Here is a 16,830-nt window from a genome sequence, read left to right as displayed (position 1 = left end):
CTACGGTTTGCGCAACGTCACCGTCATCGCCTCCAGCGCCAGCAGCGGCGCCACGTTCCGCTCCAGCGCCTCCCGGCACTCCATGATCGCGTCGATGCGCCGCAGCGTCATCTCCGCGCTGCCGTCCTCCGCGACCCGCCGCAGCTCGTCCCCTACGTCCGCGCACGGGAGGAGCGAGACATCGGCCACCGCGCCCAGCTGGAGGGCGAGCACGTCGCGGTAGAAGCCGGCGAGGTCGGTGAGGGCCAGGTCGAGGCTGTCGCGCTGGCTGCGCGTCGCGCGGCGCTTCTGCCGCTCCTGCAGGTCCTTCATCACGCCCGCCGTACCGCGCGGCATCCGCCCCCCGGGCTGGGCGCCGAGCGCCGTGCGCATCTCCTCCGTCTCCTGCTCGTCCGTCTCCTCGGCCCGTTCCTTCGCCGCGTCCGCCGCCACCTCGACCAGCTCCTGCGCGGCGCGCAGGCAGCCGCCGATGTCCTCGACGCGCAGGGGGATCCGCAGCACCGCGGCGCGGCGTTCGCGGGCACGGTCGTCGGTGGCCAGGCGGCGGGCCCGGTCGATGTGGCCCTGGGCGGCGCGGGCCGCGGACTCGGCGACCGCGGGGGTGATGCCGTCGCGCTGTACGAGGACGGTGGCGACCGCGGCGACGGCGGGGGTGCTGAGGGAGAGGTGGCGGCAGCGGGAGCGGATCGTGGGCAGCACGTCCTCCAGGGACGGCGCGCACAGCAGCCACACCGTGCGGGGGGCGGGCTCCTCGATGGCCTTCAGCAGCACGTTGCCGGCGCCTTCGGTGAGGCGGTCGGCGTCCTCGACGACGATGACCTGCCAGCGTCCGCCGGACGGGGCGAGCTGGGCGCGGCGGACCAGCTCGCGGGTCTCCTTGACGCCGATGGTGAGGAGGTCGGTGGCGACGACGCCGACGTCGGCGTGGGTGCCGACGACGGCGGTGTGGCACCCGTCGCAGAACCCGCAGCCGGGGCCGGGGGCGGTCGTCGCGCGGTCCGGGGAGACGCACTGGAGCGCGGCGGCGAACGCGCGGGCCGCCGTCGCCCGGCCGGCACCCGGTGGGCCGGTGAACAGCCAGGCGTGCGTCATCGCGGAGTTGGCGGGGAGGTCGGCCGCCTCGGCGGGGTGGGGGTCCGGGGCGGGAGTGCTCCCGGGGGCCGCGGCCTCGGCGGTGACCCGCGCGTCGGCGGCGCGGGCCGCGGCGGCCAGCTGCGCACGGACCCGCTCCTGCCCGACCAGCTCGTCCCACACCGCCATGGCATCGTCCTTCCGTTGTCCGCAGACCATTGTGCGTCACGGGGCGGGCGGGCCGCCCACGCGCGCGGGGTGGGGGGTGCCAGCGTGCGGGCGGGGCCCTGCGGTACAAGGGTGGCACCCGTCAGTGGTGGTGGCCCTTGCCGTGGCCCGCGCCGTGACTGTGGCCGTGGCCTCTGCGGCGCCAGCTGACCGCGTCCGGGTCGCGCGGCGCCCGGTCGACCACCAGTGCGCCCGCGGTCAGCATGAGCCCTGCCACCGAGGCGGCGTTCTGCAGCGCGGTACGGGGCACGCGCACCGGGTCGAGTACGCCGGCCGCCGACAAGTCGCCGCACGTGCCCGTGTCCGCGTTCCAGCCGTGCCCCGGCGGAAGGCCGGCCGTCTCGGCGACGACGCGCGCGCCGTCCGCGCCGGCGTTGTCGGCGAGCTGCCGCAGCGGTGCCGTGAGGGCGGCCCGTACGGCCAGGGCGCCCGCCCGCTCGTCAGCGGACAGGTGAGCGACAGCCGTCCCAGGCGCGGCACCGGCGCCCGCGGTCTCGGCCGACGCGGCACCGGCGGCCCCCGTCTCGGCAGGCGCGGCGCCTGTGCCCCGCGTCCCGGGCGGCGCGGCACCGGCGCCCCACGACCCAGCCGACCCGGCACCGGCGGCCCCCGTCCAGGCCACCGCCGCCCCACCCTCCGGCCCCGTACCTCCGCAGAGCAGCTCGTCCACCGCCCTCCGTGCCTCCGCCAGACCCGTGCCGCCCCCCGGTGCGACGCCCTCCGCCAGCGCCGCCCGTACCGCCGCCACCGCCCCCGCGACGCGCTCCCTCCGCTCCGCCCGTTCCGGGTCCGTCGCGCCGCCGACGCGCAGCACCGCCACCCCGCCCGTCAGCCGGGCCAGCCGCAGCTCCAGCACCTCCCGGTCGAAGTCGGACGCCGCTGTGGCCAGGGCGTGCTCCAGGTGCGCCACCCGTCGCGCCACCGCCTCGGCGGCCCCGGCACCAGCCTCCGGCCCCCGCGTCACCGTCGTCGTACGCCTCGTCACCACCACCCGTTCCGCCCGCCCCAGCGACGGCAGCCCCACACCACGCAACAGCATCCCCTTCTCCGGCAGCACCACCTCCGCCCCCGTCAGCGCCGCCAGGTCCTCCAGGTGCGCCAGCCGCCGCGCGCCCAGCGCCGGCGCCGTGACGGCCGCGGTGAGCAGGGTGCCACGCAGGCGGTTGGCGACCAGTGCCGCCAGCGCGTCCTGCTGGACGGAGTCGGCGACGACCAGCAGCGGGCGGCCGGTGGCCGCGACCCGCTCCAGCACCGGCAGCAGGTCGCCGGGCCCGGCGATCCGCCCGTGGTGCAGCAGGATGTACGGGTCCTCCAGCACCGCCGTGCCCTGCTCGGGGTGGGTCATCATGAACGGGCTGAGGAAGCCGCGGTCCAGCCGCAGGCCGTCCGTGAACTCCAGCTCCACGCCCGCCACATGCGCCTCCTCCACGGAGATCGCCGCGTTGCGGCCGGCCTTGGCGAAGGCGCGGGCGACCAGCTCGCCCAGCTCGGGGTCGCGGGCCGCCGCGGCGGCGACCCGCGCGGTGTCCTGGGCGCCGGTCACCCCGCGGGCGGTGCTCGTCAGGTATGCGACCGCCGCTGCCGCCGCGGCGTCGAGGCCGCGCCGCACGGCCACCGGATCGGCCCCGGCGGTCACGGCGCGCAGCCCGGCCGCGAACAGCGCCTGGGTGAGTACGACGGTGGTCGTCGTGCCGTCGCCGGTGGCGCGGCGGGTGCGGGCGGCGGCCTGGCGGACGAGGGCGGCGCCGAGGTGCGCGTGCGGGTCGGAGAGCCGGACGGCGTCGGCGACCGCGTCCGCCACGGTGGCCCCGTCGCGGGTGGCGACGGGGCCGGTGGCGGTGCCGGCCCCGCCGCCGGCCCGGGAGCCGGCGCCCTTGGCGGCACCGGCCCCCGCCCCCGTCCCGGCACCGGCCCCGGAGCGGTCGGAACCGGACCGGCCGGGACCCGGGCGGGTGCTACGGGAGCCGGCCGACCCCGGGCCCGTACCGCCGCCCAGCACCACCAGCCGCCCGCGCGGCCCCAGCGTGACCCGGGCCGCGTCCGCGACCGCGTCCACGCCGCGGCGCAGCGCCGCCCGCGCCGCGTCCTCAAAGAGCAGCCCGCTCACCGCGCGTCGTCGCCACCGTCGTCGCCACCGTCGAAGCGGCCCCGCTCCATGATCAGCGCGGCCTGCATCATCGCCCGCGCGTAGCCGGTGTCGTACAGCTCCATGCCGTGGCCGCCGCCGCCCACGTCCTTGTACTGGTTGCTCTGGTCGGAGCCGTTCTCCCGGTCGAAGTCGTTGGCGCGCGGGTGCTCGGCGAGGATGCCACGCGCGTAGCTGGCGCGGACGAGCTGGCGCATGAAGCCGAACATGTCGGTCTCGCCGGTGTCCGGGAACACCTCCGCGTACTTCACCTGCGGCTCATCCACGCGCACGTTGCGGTAGTGGATGTGGTTGACCCGGTCCTTGCCGCTCATCCAGCGCAGGAAGTCGACGGAGTCGAAGCCGACTTCGGCCGTCACGCCGGCGTGCACGGTCATGCCGTTCGACGGGCTGTCGACGGTCTCGACCATCCGCTTCCAGTCCGGGACCGAGCCCATGATCTGCGGGTTGCCGCGGCTGATCGCGGCGGGCGGGTCGTTGGGGTGCACGGCCATGCGCACGCCCGCCTCCTCGGCGACCGGGATGACCTCGCGCAGGAAGTGCTCGTAGTGCTCCCAGAGTTCCTCGCGGGTGAAGGCGGGCACGCCGTCGGGGCGGGGGAGGTCGCGGACCTTGACGCCGTCCACCTCGTGGTCGAGGTCGAAGGCCGTGTAGCCGGCGCCGATGCGGTCGGTCTCGTCGATCTCCTCGTAGTAGCCCTCCTTCAGCCGGTGGACGTACCAGTTGTATTCGACGACGCCGATGCCGGCCTCGCCCGCCGCCCGCAGCGAGGTCTTGATGTCCTCGATGGCCTGGTCCCGGCCGTCCTCGCCGCGCACCACCGCGTCGGGGGCGCTGATGAGGTACGCGGTCACGTGCATGCCCATGTCCTCGATGCGCTCGCGGTCGGCGCGCAGTTCGGCGGCGTCCCAGGGGACCTCGGGCACGTCGGTGACGAGCGCACCGGTGATGCCAGCCTGCCGCCAGCGGCGGACGGTCGCCTCGTCGGGATTGCGGGACATCCACTGGCAGAGCTTGGGGGTGTCGGGGCCTTCGCGGACGTCGTCGGGCCAGTTCAGCCGCGGGAAGGGGGCGTCGCCGCCGTGGCCGCCGCCGCCCGGGCTCCCGGAACCGTCCTGGCCGGACGCGGCGAAAGCCGGGCCCGCGCCGCCGGCGGCGGCGGAGGCGCCGATCGCGGCGGCGGCCGTCGAGCCGCGTTTGAGGAAGGAGCGGCGCGAACTGCCGTCGTGCGCGGGGGATCCCATACGTCACCTTCGCTTTCTGTGCTCTGCCGGCTGCCGGATGGTGCGGTAGTGCGTTCTGCGGGGTGCGTCTGCGGCAGGCGCGTACGTCGAGGTACGTACAGGCAGTGCCTCGTACGTCGTGCGCCGCCGCACAGGGGGGTTGGGCGCAGCGTACGTAGGAGGATCCCCGGATGTTAAGGGCGAGTTACGTATACGGCCATTCGCTAAGCGAATCCGGCGGCCCGCCCCTGCACCCATTCGCCTTCCTGGTGAATGGGGTGCAGCATTCCCGGAATCGCGGAGCTGAGGGGCGCGGCTCGTACTACGTACAGAGAAGGAGCCCGTACGCACCCGACCAGGGTGGTGCGTACGGGCTCCCGCTCCTCAGCGCGCCGTGCGCGCGCTCACCGCGCCGCCGGCCGCTCGTCCTCCGGCGGCACGATGCGCTCGATCCAGTACTCCCGCGCCAGCGCGTCCACCCCCGCCGGCGCCACGCCGCGCAGGTGCACGACGTTGCCGTCGGTGCCGGCGATGCGGCCGTGCTTCTGCATCCGCAGGATGTGGTACCGCTCCGGCGGGAAGCCCAGTTCGACGTCGGCGGAGAAGCGCCCGCGCATGTCGCGCTCGTCGCCCACCGCCGGGTCGACCTTGCCGCTCGCCTGGACGGTCAGCCAGACCTGGTACGCGACGATGAGCAGGACCAGGATGGCCAGCCGGCGGACCGTGGGGCTGCGCAGCGTCCTAAACGCCAGCGACTGCCGTTCCGTCGCCATCGCTCCCACCTCCCGCGCCGTCGTTCGCGCCGTCGGCGGACGCCGCGTCGGCCGCGGCCTCGTCGTCTACGAGCAGCTCGTTGACCCGGTTCGCGATCTCCCGGAACTCCGGCAGCTCCACCGTCGTACGCCACTGACGCGGTCGCGGCAGGTCGACCGTGACGATCTCCCGCACATGGCTCGGCCGCTGGGACAGCACCACGACCCGGTCGGAGAGGAACACCGCCTCGTCCACGTCGTGGGTGACGAAGAAGACCGTCGGGTGCCGCTTCTCGAAGATGCGGGTCAGGTCCTCCTGCAGCTTGCGCCGCGTCTGGGCGTCGATGCTGGCGAACGGCTCGTCCATCAGCATCACGGCCGGCTCGTTGGCCAGCACGCGGGCCACGCCCAGGCGCTGCTGCATGCCGCCGGACAGCTCGTGCGGGTACCTGTGCCCGAAGCCGCCGAGCCCGACCAGCTCCAGGAACTCCTTGCCCCGGGCGTCCCGTTCCGCGCGCGGCACGCCCTTCATCCGCAGCCCGAAGACCACGTTGCCGAGCACCGTCTTCCACGGGAAGAGCGCGTGGCTCTGGAACACCACGCCGCGGTCCGGGCCGGGGCCGCGGACCGCCTGGCCGTCGACGACGACCGAGCCCTCGGTGAGGTTCACGAAGCCGGCGACGATGTTCAGCACGGTGGTCTTGCCGCAGCCGCTCGGGCCGAGCACGGAGACGAACTCGCCCTCGTCCACGCTGAACGAGACGTCGCCGATGGCGGTGACCTCCTCGCCGCTGTACGAGTCGACGTAGTCCTTCCGCAGTCCTGTGATCTCCAGCGCCGTCATCCGTCGGCCTCCAAACTCCGTACCATGCCCCACCGTTCGACGGTGGCTCGCTCGAACGGCGCCAGGACCATGGCGTCGAGTGCGTACCACAGGATTCCCAGCACTGCCATGCCCAGGAACACCTGGCTGATGTCGCCCACCCGGCGGGCGTCGAACATCATGAAACCGACGCCGCTGGTGCCGACGATGATCTCGGCGGCGACCAGGGCCCGCCAGCCGTAGCCGAGACCGGTGCGGATGCCGCCCGCCACGGACGGCAGCGCGCCCGGGAGGATGACCTCGAAGAACACCCGCAGCCGGCCGGCGCCGAGGCTGCGCGCGGCGCGCAGCAGCTCGCGCGGCACCTGCTCCACGCCCGCGACGACGCTCAGCATCAGCGGGAAGACGATCGTGTAGACGATCACGAACGTGACGGCGGTGAGGCTGAAGCCGAACCACACGATCACGATCGGCAGCCAGGCGATGTCGGCGACCGCCTGGAAGAACAGCAGGATGGGCCAGAAGAAGCGACGCGCCTTGGCGAGCATCGCGATCACGAAGCCCATCGGCAGGCCGATGGCGAGGCCGAAGCCGACGCCGTACGCCAGCCTCGTCAGCGAGTCCGTGAGGTAGCCGGGGAGGATGCCCTTCTCCATCAGGTCGGCGAACTCCTCGACCACCCGCGGCGGGCCGACGAAGAACGCCTCGTCGAAGACGCCCATCTCCGCCACCAGCCACCACAGCGCGATGACCGGCACGAACGGGCCGAGGGTGCGGAAGGAGGGGCGGCGGGTGAGCCAGAGCCAGACCTTCCGGGCGCGTACCACGCCTGGGCGCGCACCGCTCTTGCGGGGCTTACGCCCCGAGGGCTCGTGCCGTACGGGCTTGGTGGTATTGGCGGCGTTGGGGGTGTTGGGGGTGTTGGGGGTGTTGGCGGTGTTGGCGGTGTCAGCCGTATTCGACGCCATCAGCTCCCCGCCTTCGTCATGCCCCAGCGCTCCACCGTGCGCTTCTCCAGCGGGGCCAGCATCAGCCGGTCCATCAGCAGCCAGAGCACGCCGATGATGACCATCGAGGCGATGATCACGTCGGTCTGGAAGTACTTCTGCGCCTGGAAGAGGGCGTAGCCGAGGCCCGCGTTGCTCGCGATGATCTCGGCGGCGACCAGCCCGCGCCAGCCGTAGCCGAGCCCGACCCGCAGGCCGGTGACGACGCTGGGCAGCGCGCCGGGCAGCAGCACCTCCCAGAACATCCGCAGCCGGCTCGTGCCCATGCTGCGCGCGGCGCGCAGCAGCTGGACCGGGATCTGCCGGACGCCGAGCATCGCGTTGTACGTGATCGCGAAGAACATCGCGTTCCACACGATGAAGATCACGGCCCGGTCGCCGTAGCCGAACCACAGCGTGGCGACGGGGATCCAGGCGATGCCCGCCAGCGCCACGGAGAACCGCAGCAGCGGGGAGAAGAACGCGGACAGCGCGGCGCTGGAGCCGAGCGCGATACCGAAGGGCAGGGCGGTGGCGATGGCGATCGCGGAGCCGATGCCCATGCGGCGCAGGCTCGCGCCGAGGTGGTCGAACAGCTCGCCGCTGGACCACATGTCGCCCAGCGCCGAGAGCACGTCGCCGACCTGGGGGAAGACCCGTAGCGGCGGATCGGTGACCGCGACGGCCACCAGCCACACCACCACGAGCAGCGCGAGCGGGGTGAGGAACCACAGGGCGGAGATCGCGCGGGCGGCCGGGGTGTCGGACCCGCCCTGCTTGCGCTTGCGCTGCTGCCCCGGGGGTCGCCCGCCCGGCAGCGGACGCCCCTGGGCGGGGGCGTCCGCGGCCTGTTTCTCGATTCGGGGGGTGCTCACGACGGGCATGCCTCGGCGGCCGTGTCGCGGTCGAAGGTGTACCCGCCGTCGATCACCGCGGCGTCCGGAACGGGCGGCAGGTCGGCGAAGAGGTCGGGGTTGTCCTTCATGACCTTGAGGATCGGCTTGGGCTGGAAGTACTCGTTGACGTCGAAGCCCTCCTCGACGTTGCCCTGCTCGGCCAGCAGCCCGGCGAGGGTGTCGAGCGCCAGGTAGTTGCAGGCGGAGAAGCGCGGGTCGAGCTGCTTGACGTTGTGCTTCATCGCCTCCTGCGCGACCTTCTTCTCAGTGCCCGGCAGCCAGCGCGTCGCCGAGTCTGCGGCGTCGTCGGGGTTCTCGCGCATCCACTGGTCGGTCTGCGCGCGGGCGGTGAGGAACTGCTCGATGACCGCCGGGTTCTTCTCCGCGTACGCGCGCGTCGTGACGAGATAGCCGATGAACGGGATGTGGCCGCCGCCGCGCAGCACCTCCTCGGCGCCGTCGACCTGCTCGGTCATCGTGATCGGCCACGGGTCCCAGACGATGCCGGCGTCGATGCCGCCGGTCTCCAGCGCGACCGCCATGTCCGGCGGCTCGGTGTTGACGATCTCGACGTCGCCGGCCTTGAGCCCGGCCTCCGCCAGCAGGCCGAGCAGGTACAGGTGGTTGATGGAGCCCTCGGAGACGCCGATGCGCTTGCCGCGCAGCGTCTTCAGGTCCTCGCCGTCGATACCGGAGTCGCCGCCGGCGACCACGGCCATCGTCTCGTCGATGCTCAGCTGCGTGGACGAGCCGGTGTAGTTGCCGACGAGCACGAGGTCGATGCCCTGCTGGGCGGCGGCGATGGCCGGGGTGCCCACCTGGACCACGTCGACCTCGCCGGCCTGCAGCGCGTTGAGCGCGTCCACGCCGGTGGGGTAGGGCTCCTTGAGCTTCACGTTCAGGTTGTTCTCGTCGAAGTACCCCGCCTCGACGCCGGCCGGCAGGCCGATCTGGTCGATGGCGGAGACGTACCCGGCGGAGAGCTTGGTCGGTTCGGCGCCGCCTCCGCCGCCGGCACCGCTGACGTCGTCGTCCACGGTCGAGTCGCTGCCGCAAGCGGCGAGCAGCAGGGCTCCCGAACAAGCCGCCGCCACTGCTGTGTGACGTGTTGCGCGAAACATGAGTCTCTCCCTGATCCGTACGGCTACGGGGCTGGTGTGGGAGCGCCGGGGAGCAGCGCGTCCACCGCGGCCCGGTGCGGAATCGGCAGGACCGCTCCCGGTCCGGTGGTGGTGAGCGCGGCGGCGACGGCCGCGTAGCGGGCCGCCTGACGCGGTACGGCGCCCTCCAGGAGCCGGGCCGCGAACGCGCCGTCGAAGGTGTCGCCGGCCCCGGAGGGGTCGACGGCCCGCACCGGGTGGGGCGGAATGCGGGTCACGGTGCCCTCGTGGGCCAGCAGGGCGCCCTGGTCGCCCATCTTGAGCACGACGATGCCGGGCCCGCGGCGCACGAAGGCGTCGAGGACCTCCCCGGGTTCGTACAGGCCGGTGAGCAGCCTGCCCTCCTCCAGGTTCGGCAGTGCCACATCGCACAGCTCGACGCTGCGCATGACCACCGCGCGGGCCCGTTCGACGGGCCACAGCGCGGGGCGGTAGTTGGGGTCGTAGCCGATCAGCGTGCCGCTGCCGCGGGCCAGTTCCATGGCGTGGAAGGCCGCGTCGCAGGCGGACGGGCTGATCGCCTGGGTGATACCGGTGACGTGCAGCATGCGCGCCCGCGCGATCGCCCCGGCCGGCACGTCGGCCGGGGCGAGCCGGCTGGCCGGCGAGTCCGCGCGGTAGTACGTGAACCTGCTGGCCGCGGGCGTACGGGAGATGAAGTAGATCCCGGTGCGCCCGCCGGCCTCCCGGACGACGTGTTCGGTGCCGACACCCTCGCGCCGCCACAGCCGCAGTAGGGCGTCGCCGAAGTCGTCGTCGCCGATGCGGGTGACGTAGCCGGTGCGCGCGCCGGAGCGGCGCGCGGCCACCGCGAAGTTCGACGAGTCGCCGCCGTAGCCGACGGCGTATTCGTCGTCCGGCCCGTCCGGCCCGACCGGCTCCCGGCCTGAAGCGCGGGCGTTGAACTCCAGCAGCGGCTCGCCGATCGCGAGGATGTCGTTGTCCATGCCGTCCCTGTCGTCCCTGTCGTGCCTGCTGTTCCTGTCGTGCCTGTCGTGCCTGTCGTGCGGGGGGCGCCGTCAGATCCGCTGGTACTTTTCGAGGCCGCCCTGCAGCGAGCCGGACTCGCGGATGAGCCGGGTCTGCTCGCGCTCCCGCTCCTCGATGTCCGTGGCCAGGGCCAGCACCTCGGCGACCAGTTCCAGCGGCACGCAGACGACGCCGTCGCTGTCCGCGACGATCAGGTCGCCGGGGCGTACGGACACGCCGCCGACCTCGACCGGTTCGTTGAGCGAGACGGTCCGGTAGCGGCCGACAGTGGTGGCCGGCACGGCGCCGCGGGCGTAGATGGGGAGTTCGGGGTAGTCGCGACGGATCTCCTCGACGTCCCGTACGCCCGCGTCGAGGACGGCGCCGGCGATCTGGTTGGCAACGGCGCCCGCGGCCATCAGCCCGCCCCACACCGCGACGTCGGCGCCGCCCGCGGCGATGCAGATGACGCTGCCCGGCGCCGACTCGTCGATGGCGCGCAGCGCGTGCGTGGGGGGCTCCGACACCTGGGCGGGCACCTCCTGCACCGTCACCGCGGGGCCCACCAACTTGCCCGGCAGCATCGCTCTGATGCCGCCGGTGAGGTAGCCGCGTACGCCCTTCTGCTCCACGGCGTCGGCCACCGAGGCGGTGGCTATGCCGTGGAAGGCCGCGATGGTCTCCGGCGGGATGGTCGTCGTCATCTCGTGTTGGCTCCGATCTGGTGCGTGCGTGGGGTGCCGCGGGAGGATGCTCAGCGCGACAGCCAGCCGCCGTCGACGGCCAGCACGTGGCCGTGGACGTAGTCGGCGGCGGGGGAGGCGAGGAACACCACGGGTCCGGCGACGTCGGCGGGGCGGCCCCACCGGCCGGCCGGGATGCGGGCGAGGATCTCGCTGCTGCGGACTCCGTCGGCGCGCAGCTCCGAGGTCACGGCGGTGTCGATGTAGCCGGGGGCCACGGCGTTGACGTTGACGCCGCGGCCGGCCCACTCGTTGGCCAGCGCGCGGGTCAGTCCGACCAGGGCGTGCTTGCTCGCCGTATACGAAGGGACGTACATCCCGCCCTGGAAGCTGAGCACCGACGCGATGTTGATGATCTTGCCGTAACCACGCTCCAGCATGCCCGCGCCGATGGCCCGGGTCAGCTCGAATGCGGCGTGCAGGTTCAACTCCACGACGTCATACCAGTCGGCGTCCTGGAATTCCGCGGCCGGGGCCCGGCGAATGAGTCCCGAATTGTTGACCAGAATGTCCAGGTCGAATCTCTCGACGAGTCTGTGAAGCTCGCCCCTGCGGGCACCCGCATCGGTCAGGTCGACGTGCACGCGAGTGACGGAAACACCCAATTCAGCGGCCTCTTTGGCCACCGGATCGAGATTGTCGCGCTCCGACAGCAACACCAAGTCGGCGCCGACGGCGGCGAGTTCGAGCGCAACTGCGCGCCCGATTCCGCTGCCCGCTCCCGTAATGAGCGCACGACGGCCGTGCAGATCCCCGGTCCGGGAATCAGACCCCTCCGCCAACGCCCCTCTCCCTTCATTCGGTCCCAGCCGTACATGGTTCCGGCTACGGAAACATTAGAAGCGGACTGCCGGGGCGTTAAGACTGAATTGCGAATGACGGTATTCGCAAAGCTGATGTGCCGGGCCGCACCACGCGTATACCGGGCCGCACCGGACGGATGCGTACGCACGCCCCTCACGCCGCGGCGGGCACCGCGTGGGTGCCGGCGGGGATCCGGGCCCGGACGATGGCGCGGAGCAGCGTACGGGCCGACGGCGTGAGCGGGCGCGAGGAGTCCCAGCAGACCGCCACGCGCCGCTCCGGGGCGCCCTCCAGCCGCCGTACGCGCACGCCGCCGACATCGGCGACCTGGGCGGCCAGCGAGTTGGTCACGCCGACGCCGAGGCCCTGGCGGACCATCGACACCAGCGTCTGCGGCTGGTTGGTGGCCTGCACGGGCTCGATCTCGTGGCCGCAGTCGCGGAAGGTCCGGTACGTCTCGAAGTCCGGGGTCTCCGGGGCGTCGAGCCGGCCGATCGAGACGATCGGGTGCTCGGCGACGGCGTCGACGGACAGCGGGTCGGGCACGTCGGCCAGCGGGTGCTCGCTGGGGTGGATGGCGACCAGGGACTCCCCCCACAGCAGCCGGCTGCGCACGGAGGCGGAGGACGGCGGGGGCGACATCGGGCGCAGGTAGACGTCCACGGCGCCGGAGGTGAGGGCGTCGTCCAACTCCAGCGTCGACCGCTCCACCAGCACCACCCGCACCTCGGGGCTCGTCCGCGCCAGATCCTGCAGCAGCGCGGGGACGAACGCGGCGCTGGCGCTCGGGTACGACCCGAGCGTCACCACGCCGCGGGCGCCGCTGCGCCACGGGGCCATCGCGGCCTCCGCGGACTCCAGCGCGCGCAGGATCTCGTGGGCGTGATCGGCGAGGACGACACCGGCCTCGGTCAGCTCCACGGGCCGCTTCCGGCGGTCGAAGAGGGGCAGGCCGATCTCGCGCTCCAGCGCGGCGACGTGCATGCTGACGCGGGGCTGCGACCGCTTCGTGGACTCGGCGGCGGCGACGAAGCTCCCCGTTTCGATGACCGCGAGGAACGAGACGAACCATTCCAGCCTGACGTCCGGGTTCAACATCTTGCCCTCACCCCGCACCAAACCAGTCCGACCAGCCCGATCAGCCTGATCAGCACAACGGCACCAGTGATCAACAGCCGTCCTCAGGCTAAGTTGCGGACTACGCCGGGGCAACGGTCGTGCACGGCGTAATGCTCGTGACAGCCATATCCGCTCCGCGAATGCCGCCATTCAAAACTCGGCCCTTGACCAGCATTCGGACGGGGTGGCTTCGTTGAGGGATGGCCAATGAAGTAGCCCCCGCCGTCGTCGCGGCGACCACGTCACTGCCGCCCGAACTCGCCGTCGCCGCCGTCCCGGAGGACGAGCGCGTGTGGGTGCCGCAGGCACCCCATGTGTGGTTCCGGCCGCTGCTGTTCAATACGGTGACGGGCCAGTGGTGCAACCTGCTGAAGGTCACCGCCGCCGGCATCGTCTCCCGGCACCGGCACCCGGGCGCGGTCTTCGGGTACGTGATCAAGGGCAAGTGGCACTACTACGAGCACCCGTGGGTGGCCGAGGAGGGCCACTTCGTCTACGAGCCGCCGGGCGAGATCCACACGCTGGCTGTGCCGGAGGACTGCGCGGAGATGGTGACGTTCTTCAACATCAGCGGCGCGATGATCTACCTGGACGAGGAGAACCGGAACACGGGCTACGAGGACGTGTTCACCAAGATCGACATGGCCCGCGCGCACTACGCGGGCAACGGCCTGGGCGAGGGCTACGTGGAGCAGTTCATCCGCTGACGCCCTGCGGGCTGCCCTGCGGGCGGCACGGCGGGACGGCGTGGCCGGGGACCTGGCGTCGCGGGTCCGGAGGCGGCCGCAGCCGCCAGCCCGCGGCGCTCGTCCTCATCCGCGCTTCTTCGCTTCTTCGTTCCTCAGCCGCCGTGCCCGGCAGGGCACGGCACCTCAGCCCGACCGCGCCACAGTGCCCCAACGCCATCCGCGGCGCCGCCCCGCAGGGGCTTAGCGGCGGCGGTCGTCGCGGTCATCCTCGCCGCGGGGGCCCAGCAGTTCGTCCGCCAGCGTCGGGAGGTCGTCCAGCGGGGTCTCCTCCGCCCACTCCGGGCGGGGGCGGCGCTGGTGGTCGTGGTCCTCCGGGTCGGGGACCTGGGGCACCTGGAGGGTGTCCTCCGCGTCCGGGTCCGGCACCTGCGGCATGACGCGGGTCTCCTCCGCGTCCGGGCCGGCGTGCGGCGACTCGTGCGGCGGCGCGTGCGGCAGCTGGGACGTCTCCTGCATGTCCGCGTCGTCCGAGCCGGCGACCGGCAGCTGCTGCGTGCTGTCGTTCGGCGCGGCGGACCCGGTACCTTCCGCCCCGCCCGCGGCCCCCGCGGCTCCCGCGGCCCCCGCGGCCCGAAGCGACTCCGCCTCCGCCGCCAGCCGCTCCTGCTCCGCGCGCAGCAGCGCCTCCTCCGCCTTGCGCTGCTTCTCCTTGCGGCGCTCCTCGGCCTCCCGGCGCAGCCGCGCCTCCTCCTCGGCCTGCCGGCGGACCCGCTCCTCCTCGGCGCGGCGGGCGGCCTCCTCGGCCTCCCGGCGCTTGCGCTCCTCCTCCGCCTGGCGGCGGGCCTCCTCGGCGCGCTGCCGGGCCAGCTCCGCCTCGCGCTCGGCCTCCAGGCGCTTGGCCTCCTCGATCTCGCGCCGCTTGCGCTCCTCCTCCTCGCGGCGCAGCCGTTCCAGCTGCTCCTGCCGCTCCCGCTCCAGCCGCTCCTCCTCGGCCTTGCGCGCGGCCTCCGCGGCCTCCCGGCGCTTGCGCTCCTCCTCGGCCTTGCGGCGGGCCTCCTCCTGCGCGCGCAGCTCCTGCTCGGACAGCGGCAGCATCTGGTCCAGACGATGCCGCACGGCAGTCGTCACGACGCCGGCGTCCTGCCCGGCGTCGACCACCAGATAGCGCCCCGGGTCCGCGGCGGCCAGCGCCAGGAACCCGGCGCGCACCCGCTCGTGGAACTCCGGCGGCTCCGACTCCAGCCGGTCCGGCGCCTCGGTGAACCGCTCCCGCGCCGTCTCCGGCGCGATGTCGAGCAGCACCGTCAGCTGCGGGACGAGCCCGCCGGTGGCCCAGCGGTTGACGCGCGCCACCTCGGTCGGCGACAGGTCGCGCCCGCCGCCCTGGTACGCGACCGAGGAGTCGATGTACCGGTCGGTGATGACCACCGCGCCGCGCTCCAGCGCCGGCCGGACGAGGCCGTCCACGTGCTCCGCGCGGTCCGCGGCGTACAGCAGGGCCTCCGCGCGGTGCGAGATGCCGGCGGTGGAGACGTCGAGCAGGATGGAGCGCAGCCGCTGCCCGATGGAGGTGGCGCCGGGCTCACGGGTGACGACGACCTCGTGCCCCTTGTCCCTGATCCACTGCGCCAGCGCCTCGACCTGCGTGGACTTCCCGGCCCCGTCGCCGCCCTCGACGGCGATGAAGAACCCGCTCGGCGACAGCCCCTCCTCCGGGTCCGCGCCGCGCACCGCCTGCCGCAGGTCGACCCGGAGCGGCACGCCCTGCCGGTCGTCCGTGCGCACCAGCACCAGCACGGCCACCGGCAGCAGCAGCGCGCCGGCCAGCATGTACGTGAAGGCGGCGCCGCCGTGCGCGAAGACCAGGTCGCCCGCCTCCAGGCGGTGCCGGCCGATGGCGGCGGCGAGCAGCGGCGTGCCGATCAGCGCGAGCGCGACGGCCACGCGGGAGACGGCGTGCAGATGGTCGACGAGGCGCGGCCTGCGGGCGTCCTCGGTCTCCTGCTCCAGCAGCGCGTGCCCGGTCGCGGCGGCGACGCCCGCGGCGGTCCCGGCCAGCAGCGCGCACAGCACCCCGGTCGCCGCGTCGGCCACCAGGCCGACGAGCAGCAGCCCGATCCCGGTGACGCCTACGGCCAGCGCCAGCAGCCGGCGCCGCGACAGCGCGGGCAGCACCCGCGGCGCCGTCCGCACGCCGACCACCGGCCCGGCGGCGACGGCCAGCACCAGCAGCGCGTACGCGATGGTGCCGTTGATGTCGTACGCCTCCTGCGCCTGCAGGACGGCGAGCGCCACGGAGGCGGCGACCGCGGCGGCTGCTGCCGCGCAGGCGCCGACGAGCAGCGCGATCGCGCCCGTACGCCCCCGCTCCGGGCCGCCGTCCGCGCCGCGCGGCCGGCGCAGGCCCTCCAGCGGGGAGCGGGCCCGCGCCCCGCCGTCCGGCAGCTCTATGAAGAACAGCACCGAGACCGACGCCGCGAAGAGCCCCGCCGCCAGATACGAGCCGACCGCGCCCGGGTGGCCGTCGAACCAGTCGAACCCGGCGCCCAGCAGCCGGCCGATCCACGCGGTGACCAGCAGCGCGGCGGCACCGAGCGGCAGCGCCCCGTACCCCGTGCGCAGCGCCAGCCGGCGCAGCGCGGCGCCCTGGTCGGGCAGCGGCCTTATCGCCGCGCCCTCGGGCGGCGGCGCGGGCAGCAGCCCGGGGGCGGCGCTGTCCTTGGCGACTGTCCATACCCGTTCGGCCGCGCCGGCGACGAAAACGGTGACGAGGATCCAGGTGAGCGCCGAGTCGGGCGTCCAGTCGATCCACAGCGGGGCGACGATGAGCAGCCCCGCGCGCACCACGTCCGCGCCGACCATCGCCCAGCGCCGGTCCAGCGCCCCGGACCCGGAGAGCAGCGACCCGAGCGGGCCCAGCAGCACGGCGCCGAAGACGACCGTCGACAGCAGCCGGACCGCGAAGACCACGCTGACCGTGACCGCCGCGCCGCGATAGCCACCGCCGAACGACTCGGCCGCGACCCCCGCCTGCAGCGCGAGCAGCACGAGCACGAGCAGCGCCAGCGCGTCCGCGGTGGCACTGGTGAGATGGGCGCCCCACATCCGCCTCAGTGACGGCACGCGCAGCAGCGCCCTCACGGCGCGCTCGCGCGCGTCCGCGACAAGGCTCTCGGTGGGGTCCGGCGCTGTCGTGGGCTGGTCGGCTCGCATGTCGTCAG

At 73.8% G+C, this 16,830-nt stretch carries 14 protein-coding genes; 1 reads left to right on the top strand and 13 read right to left on the bottom strand.

Annotation, left to right across the window (positions count from 1 at the left end; all coding sequences use genetic code 11):
* From T328_RS21980 to T328_RS21925, 12 genes are all read right to left on the bottom strand, one after another.
* Positions 1-1,260, bottom strand: a complete 1,260-nt coding sequence (locus T328_RS21980; protein WP_496497834.1) for a DNA polymerase III subunit delta' — start codon at positions 1,258-1,260, stop codon at positions 1-3.
* 121 nt (positions 1,261-1,381) lie between these two features.
* Complete coding sequence (gene groEL, locus T328_RS21975) at positions 1,382-3,406, bottom strand: chaperonin GroEL (RefSeq protein WP_496497833.1); 2,025 nt, start codon at positions 3,404-3,406, stop codon at positions 1,382-1,384.
* Positions 3,403-4,689, bottom strand: a complete 1,287-nt coding sequence (locus T328_RS21970; protein WP_496497832.1) for a mannonate dehydratase — start codon at positions 4,687-4,689, stop codon at positions 3,403-3,405. Before T328_RS21970 ends, groEL begins: the two co-directional genes overlap by 4 nt.
* Before the next feature lie 383 nt (positions 4,690-5,072).
* A complete protein-coding gene (locus T328_RS21965) occupies positions 5,073-5,441 on the bottom strand; it encodes a hypothetical protein (protein ID WP_496497831.1) in 369 nt (122 codons plus the stop codon).
* Positions 5,410-6,264: an ABC transporter ATP-binding protein gene (locus T328_RS21960; protein ID WP_496497830.1), complete on the bottom strand. Its 855-nt coding sequence runs from the start codon at positions 6,262-6,264 to the stop codon at positions 5,410-5,412. Before T328_RS21960 ends, T328_RS21965 begins: the two co-directional genes overlap by 32 nt.
* The gene (locus T328_RS21955; RefSeq protein ID WP_496497829.1) at positions 6,261-7,211 is read right to left on the bottom strand and encodes an ABC transporter permease; all 951 of its coding nucleotides are present in this window, start codon (positions 7,209-7,211) and stop codon (positions 6,261-6,263) included. The genes T328_RS21960 and T328_RS21955 overlap by 4 nt, the downstream gene beginning before the upstream one ends.
* A complete protein-coding gene (locus T328_RS21950) occupies positions 7,211-8,104 on the bottom strand; it encodes an ABC transporter permease (RefSeq protein WP_496497828.1) in 894 nt (297 codons plus the stop codon). Before T328_RS21950 ends, T328_RS21955 begins: the two co-directional genes overlap by 1 nt.
* Positions 8,101-9,246 carry an ABC transporter substrate-binding protein gene (locus T328_RS21945; RefSeq protein WP_496497827.1) on the bottom strand — a complete coding sequence of 382 codons (1,146 nt, stop codon included), beginning with the start codon at positions 9,244-9,246 and terminating at the stop codon, positions 8,101-8,103. Before T328_RS21945 ends, T328_RS21950 begins: the two co-directional genes overlap by 4 nt.
* 23 nt (positions 9,247-9,269) lie before the next feature.
* On the bottom strand, positions 9,270-10,232 hold the full coding sequence (locus tag T328_RS21940; RefSeq protein ID WP_496497826.1) for a sugar kinase: 963 nt from the start codon (positions 10,230-10,232) through the stop codon (positions 9,270-9,272).
* A gap of 72 nt (positions 10,233-10,304) precedes the next feature.
* Positions 10,305-10,958, bottom strand: coding sequence for an RraA family protein (locus T328_RS21935; RefSeq protein ID WP_496497825.1), 654 nt, complete (start codon positions 10,956-10,958; stop codon positions 10,305-10,307).
* A 50-nt stretch (positions 10,959-11,008) separates the two neighbouring features.
* Positions 11,009-11,779 (bottom strand): SDR family oxidoreductase, encoded by a 771-nt coding sequence (locus tag T328_RS21930; RefSeq protein ID WP_496497824.1) that lies wholly within the window; start codon positions 11,777-11,779, stop codon positions 11,009-11,011.
* A 175-nt stretch (positions 11,780-11,954) separates the two neighbouring features.
* Positions 11,955-12,899 (bottom strand): LysR family transcriptional regulator, encoded by a 945-nt coding sequence (locus T328_RS21925; protein ID WP_496497823.1) that lies wholly within the window; start codon positions 12,897-12,899, stop codon positions 11,955-11,957.
* Positions 12,900-13,120: 221 nt separating this feature from the next.
* Between T328_RS21925 and T328_RS21920 the strand changes: the two genes are divergently transcribed.
* The gene (locus T328_RS21920; RefSeq protein WP_496497822.1) at positions 13,121-13,627 is read left to right on the top strand and encodes a 2,4'-dihydroxyacetophenone dioxygenase family protein; all 507 of its coding nucleotides are present in this window, start codon (positions 13,121-13,123) and stop codon (positions 13,625-13,627) included.
* 222 nt (positions 13,628-13,849) lie between these two features.
* Here T328_RS21920 and tmk read toward each other — a convergent pair whose 3' ends face one another.
* Positions 13,850-16,822, bottom strand: coding sequence for a dTMP kinase (gene tmk / locus T328_RS21915; protein ID WP_496497821.1), 2,973 nt, complete (start codon positions 16,820-16,822; stop codon positions 13,850-13,852).
* Positions 16,823-16,830: the final 8 nt, after the last annotated feature.

It is taken from the genome of Streptomyces sp. CNX435 (assembly GCF_059570575.1).
The sequence above is the reverse complement of the archived record's forward strand: the minus strand, read 5'-3'. Positions and strand labels throughout refer to the sequence as shown.

Coding starts and splice junctions, on each gene's coding strand:
- T328_RS21960 (WP_496497830.1), bottom strand. CDS start 6,264: ATGACGGCGCTGGAGATCACAGGACTGCGGAAGGACTACGTCGACTCG.
- T328_RS21980 (WP_496497834.1), bottom strand. CDS start 1,260: ATGGCGGTGTGGGACGAGCTGGTCGGGCAGGAGCGGGTCCGTGCGCAG.
- T328_RS21955 (WP_496497829.1), bottom strand. CDS start 7,211: ATGGCGTCGAATACGGCTGACACCGCCAACACCGCCAACACCCCCAAC.
- T328_RS21925 (WP_496497823.1), bottom strand. CDS start 12,899: ATGTTGAACCCGGACGTCAGGCTGGAATGGTTCGTCTCGTTCCTCGCG.
- T328_RS21940 (WP_496497826.1), bottom strand. CDS start 10,232: ATGGACAACGACATCCTCGCGATCGGCGAGCCGCTGCTGGAGTTCAAC.
- T328_RS21945 (WP_496497827.1), bottom strand. CDS start 9,246: ATGTTTCGCGCAACACGTCACACAGCAGTGGCGGCGGCTTGTTCGGGA.
- T328_RS21965 (WP_496497831.1), bottom strand. CDS start 5,441: ATGGCGACGGAACGGCAGTCGCTGGCGTTTAGGACGCTGCGCAGCCCC.
- T328_RS21970 (WP_496497832.1), bottom strand. CDS start 4,689: ATGGGATCCCCCGCGCACGACGGCAGTTCGCGCCGCTCCTTCCTCAAA.
- T328_RS21935 (WP_496497825.1), bottom strand. CDS start 10,958: ATGACGACGACCATCCCGCCGGAGACCATCGCGGCCTTCCACGGCATA.
- tmk (WP_496497821.1), bottom strand. CDS start 16,822: ATGCGAGCCGACCAGCCCACGACAGCGCCGGACCCCACCGAGAGCCTT.
- T328_RS21920 (WP_496497822.1), top strand. CDS start 13,121: ATGGCCAATGAAGTAGCCCCCGCCGTCGTCGCGGCGACCACGTCACTG.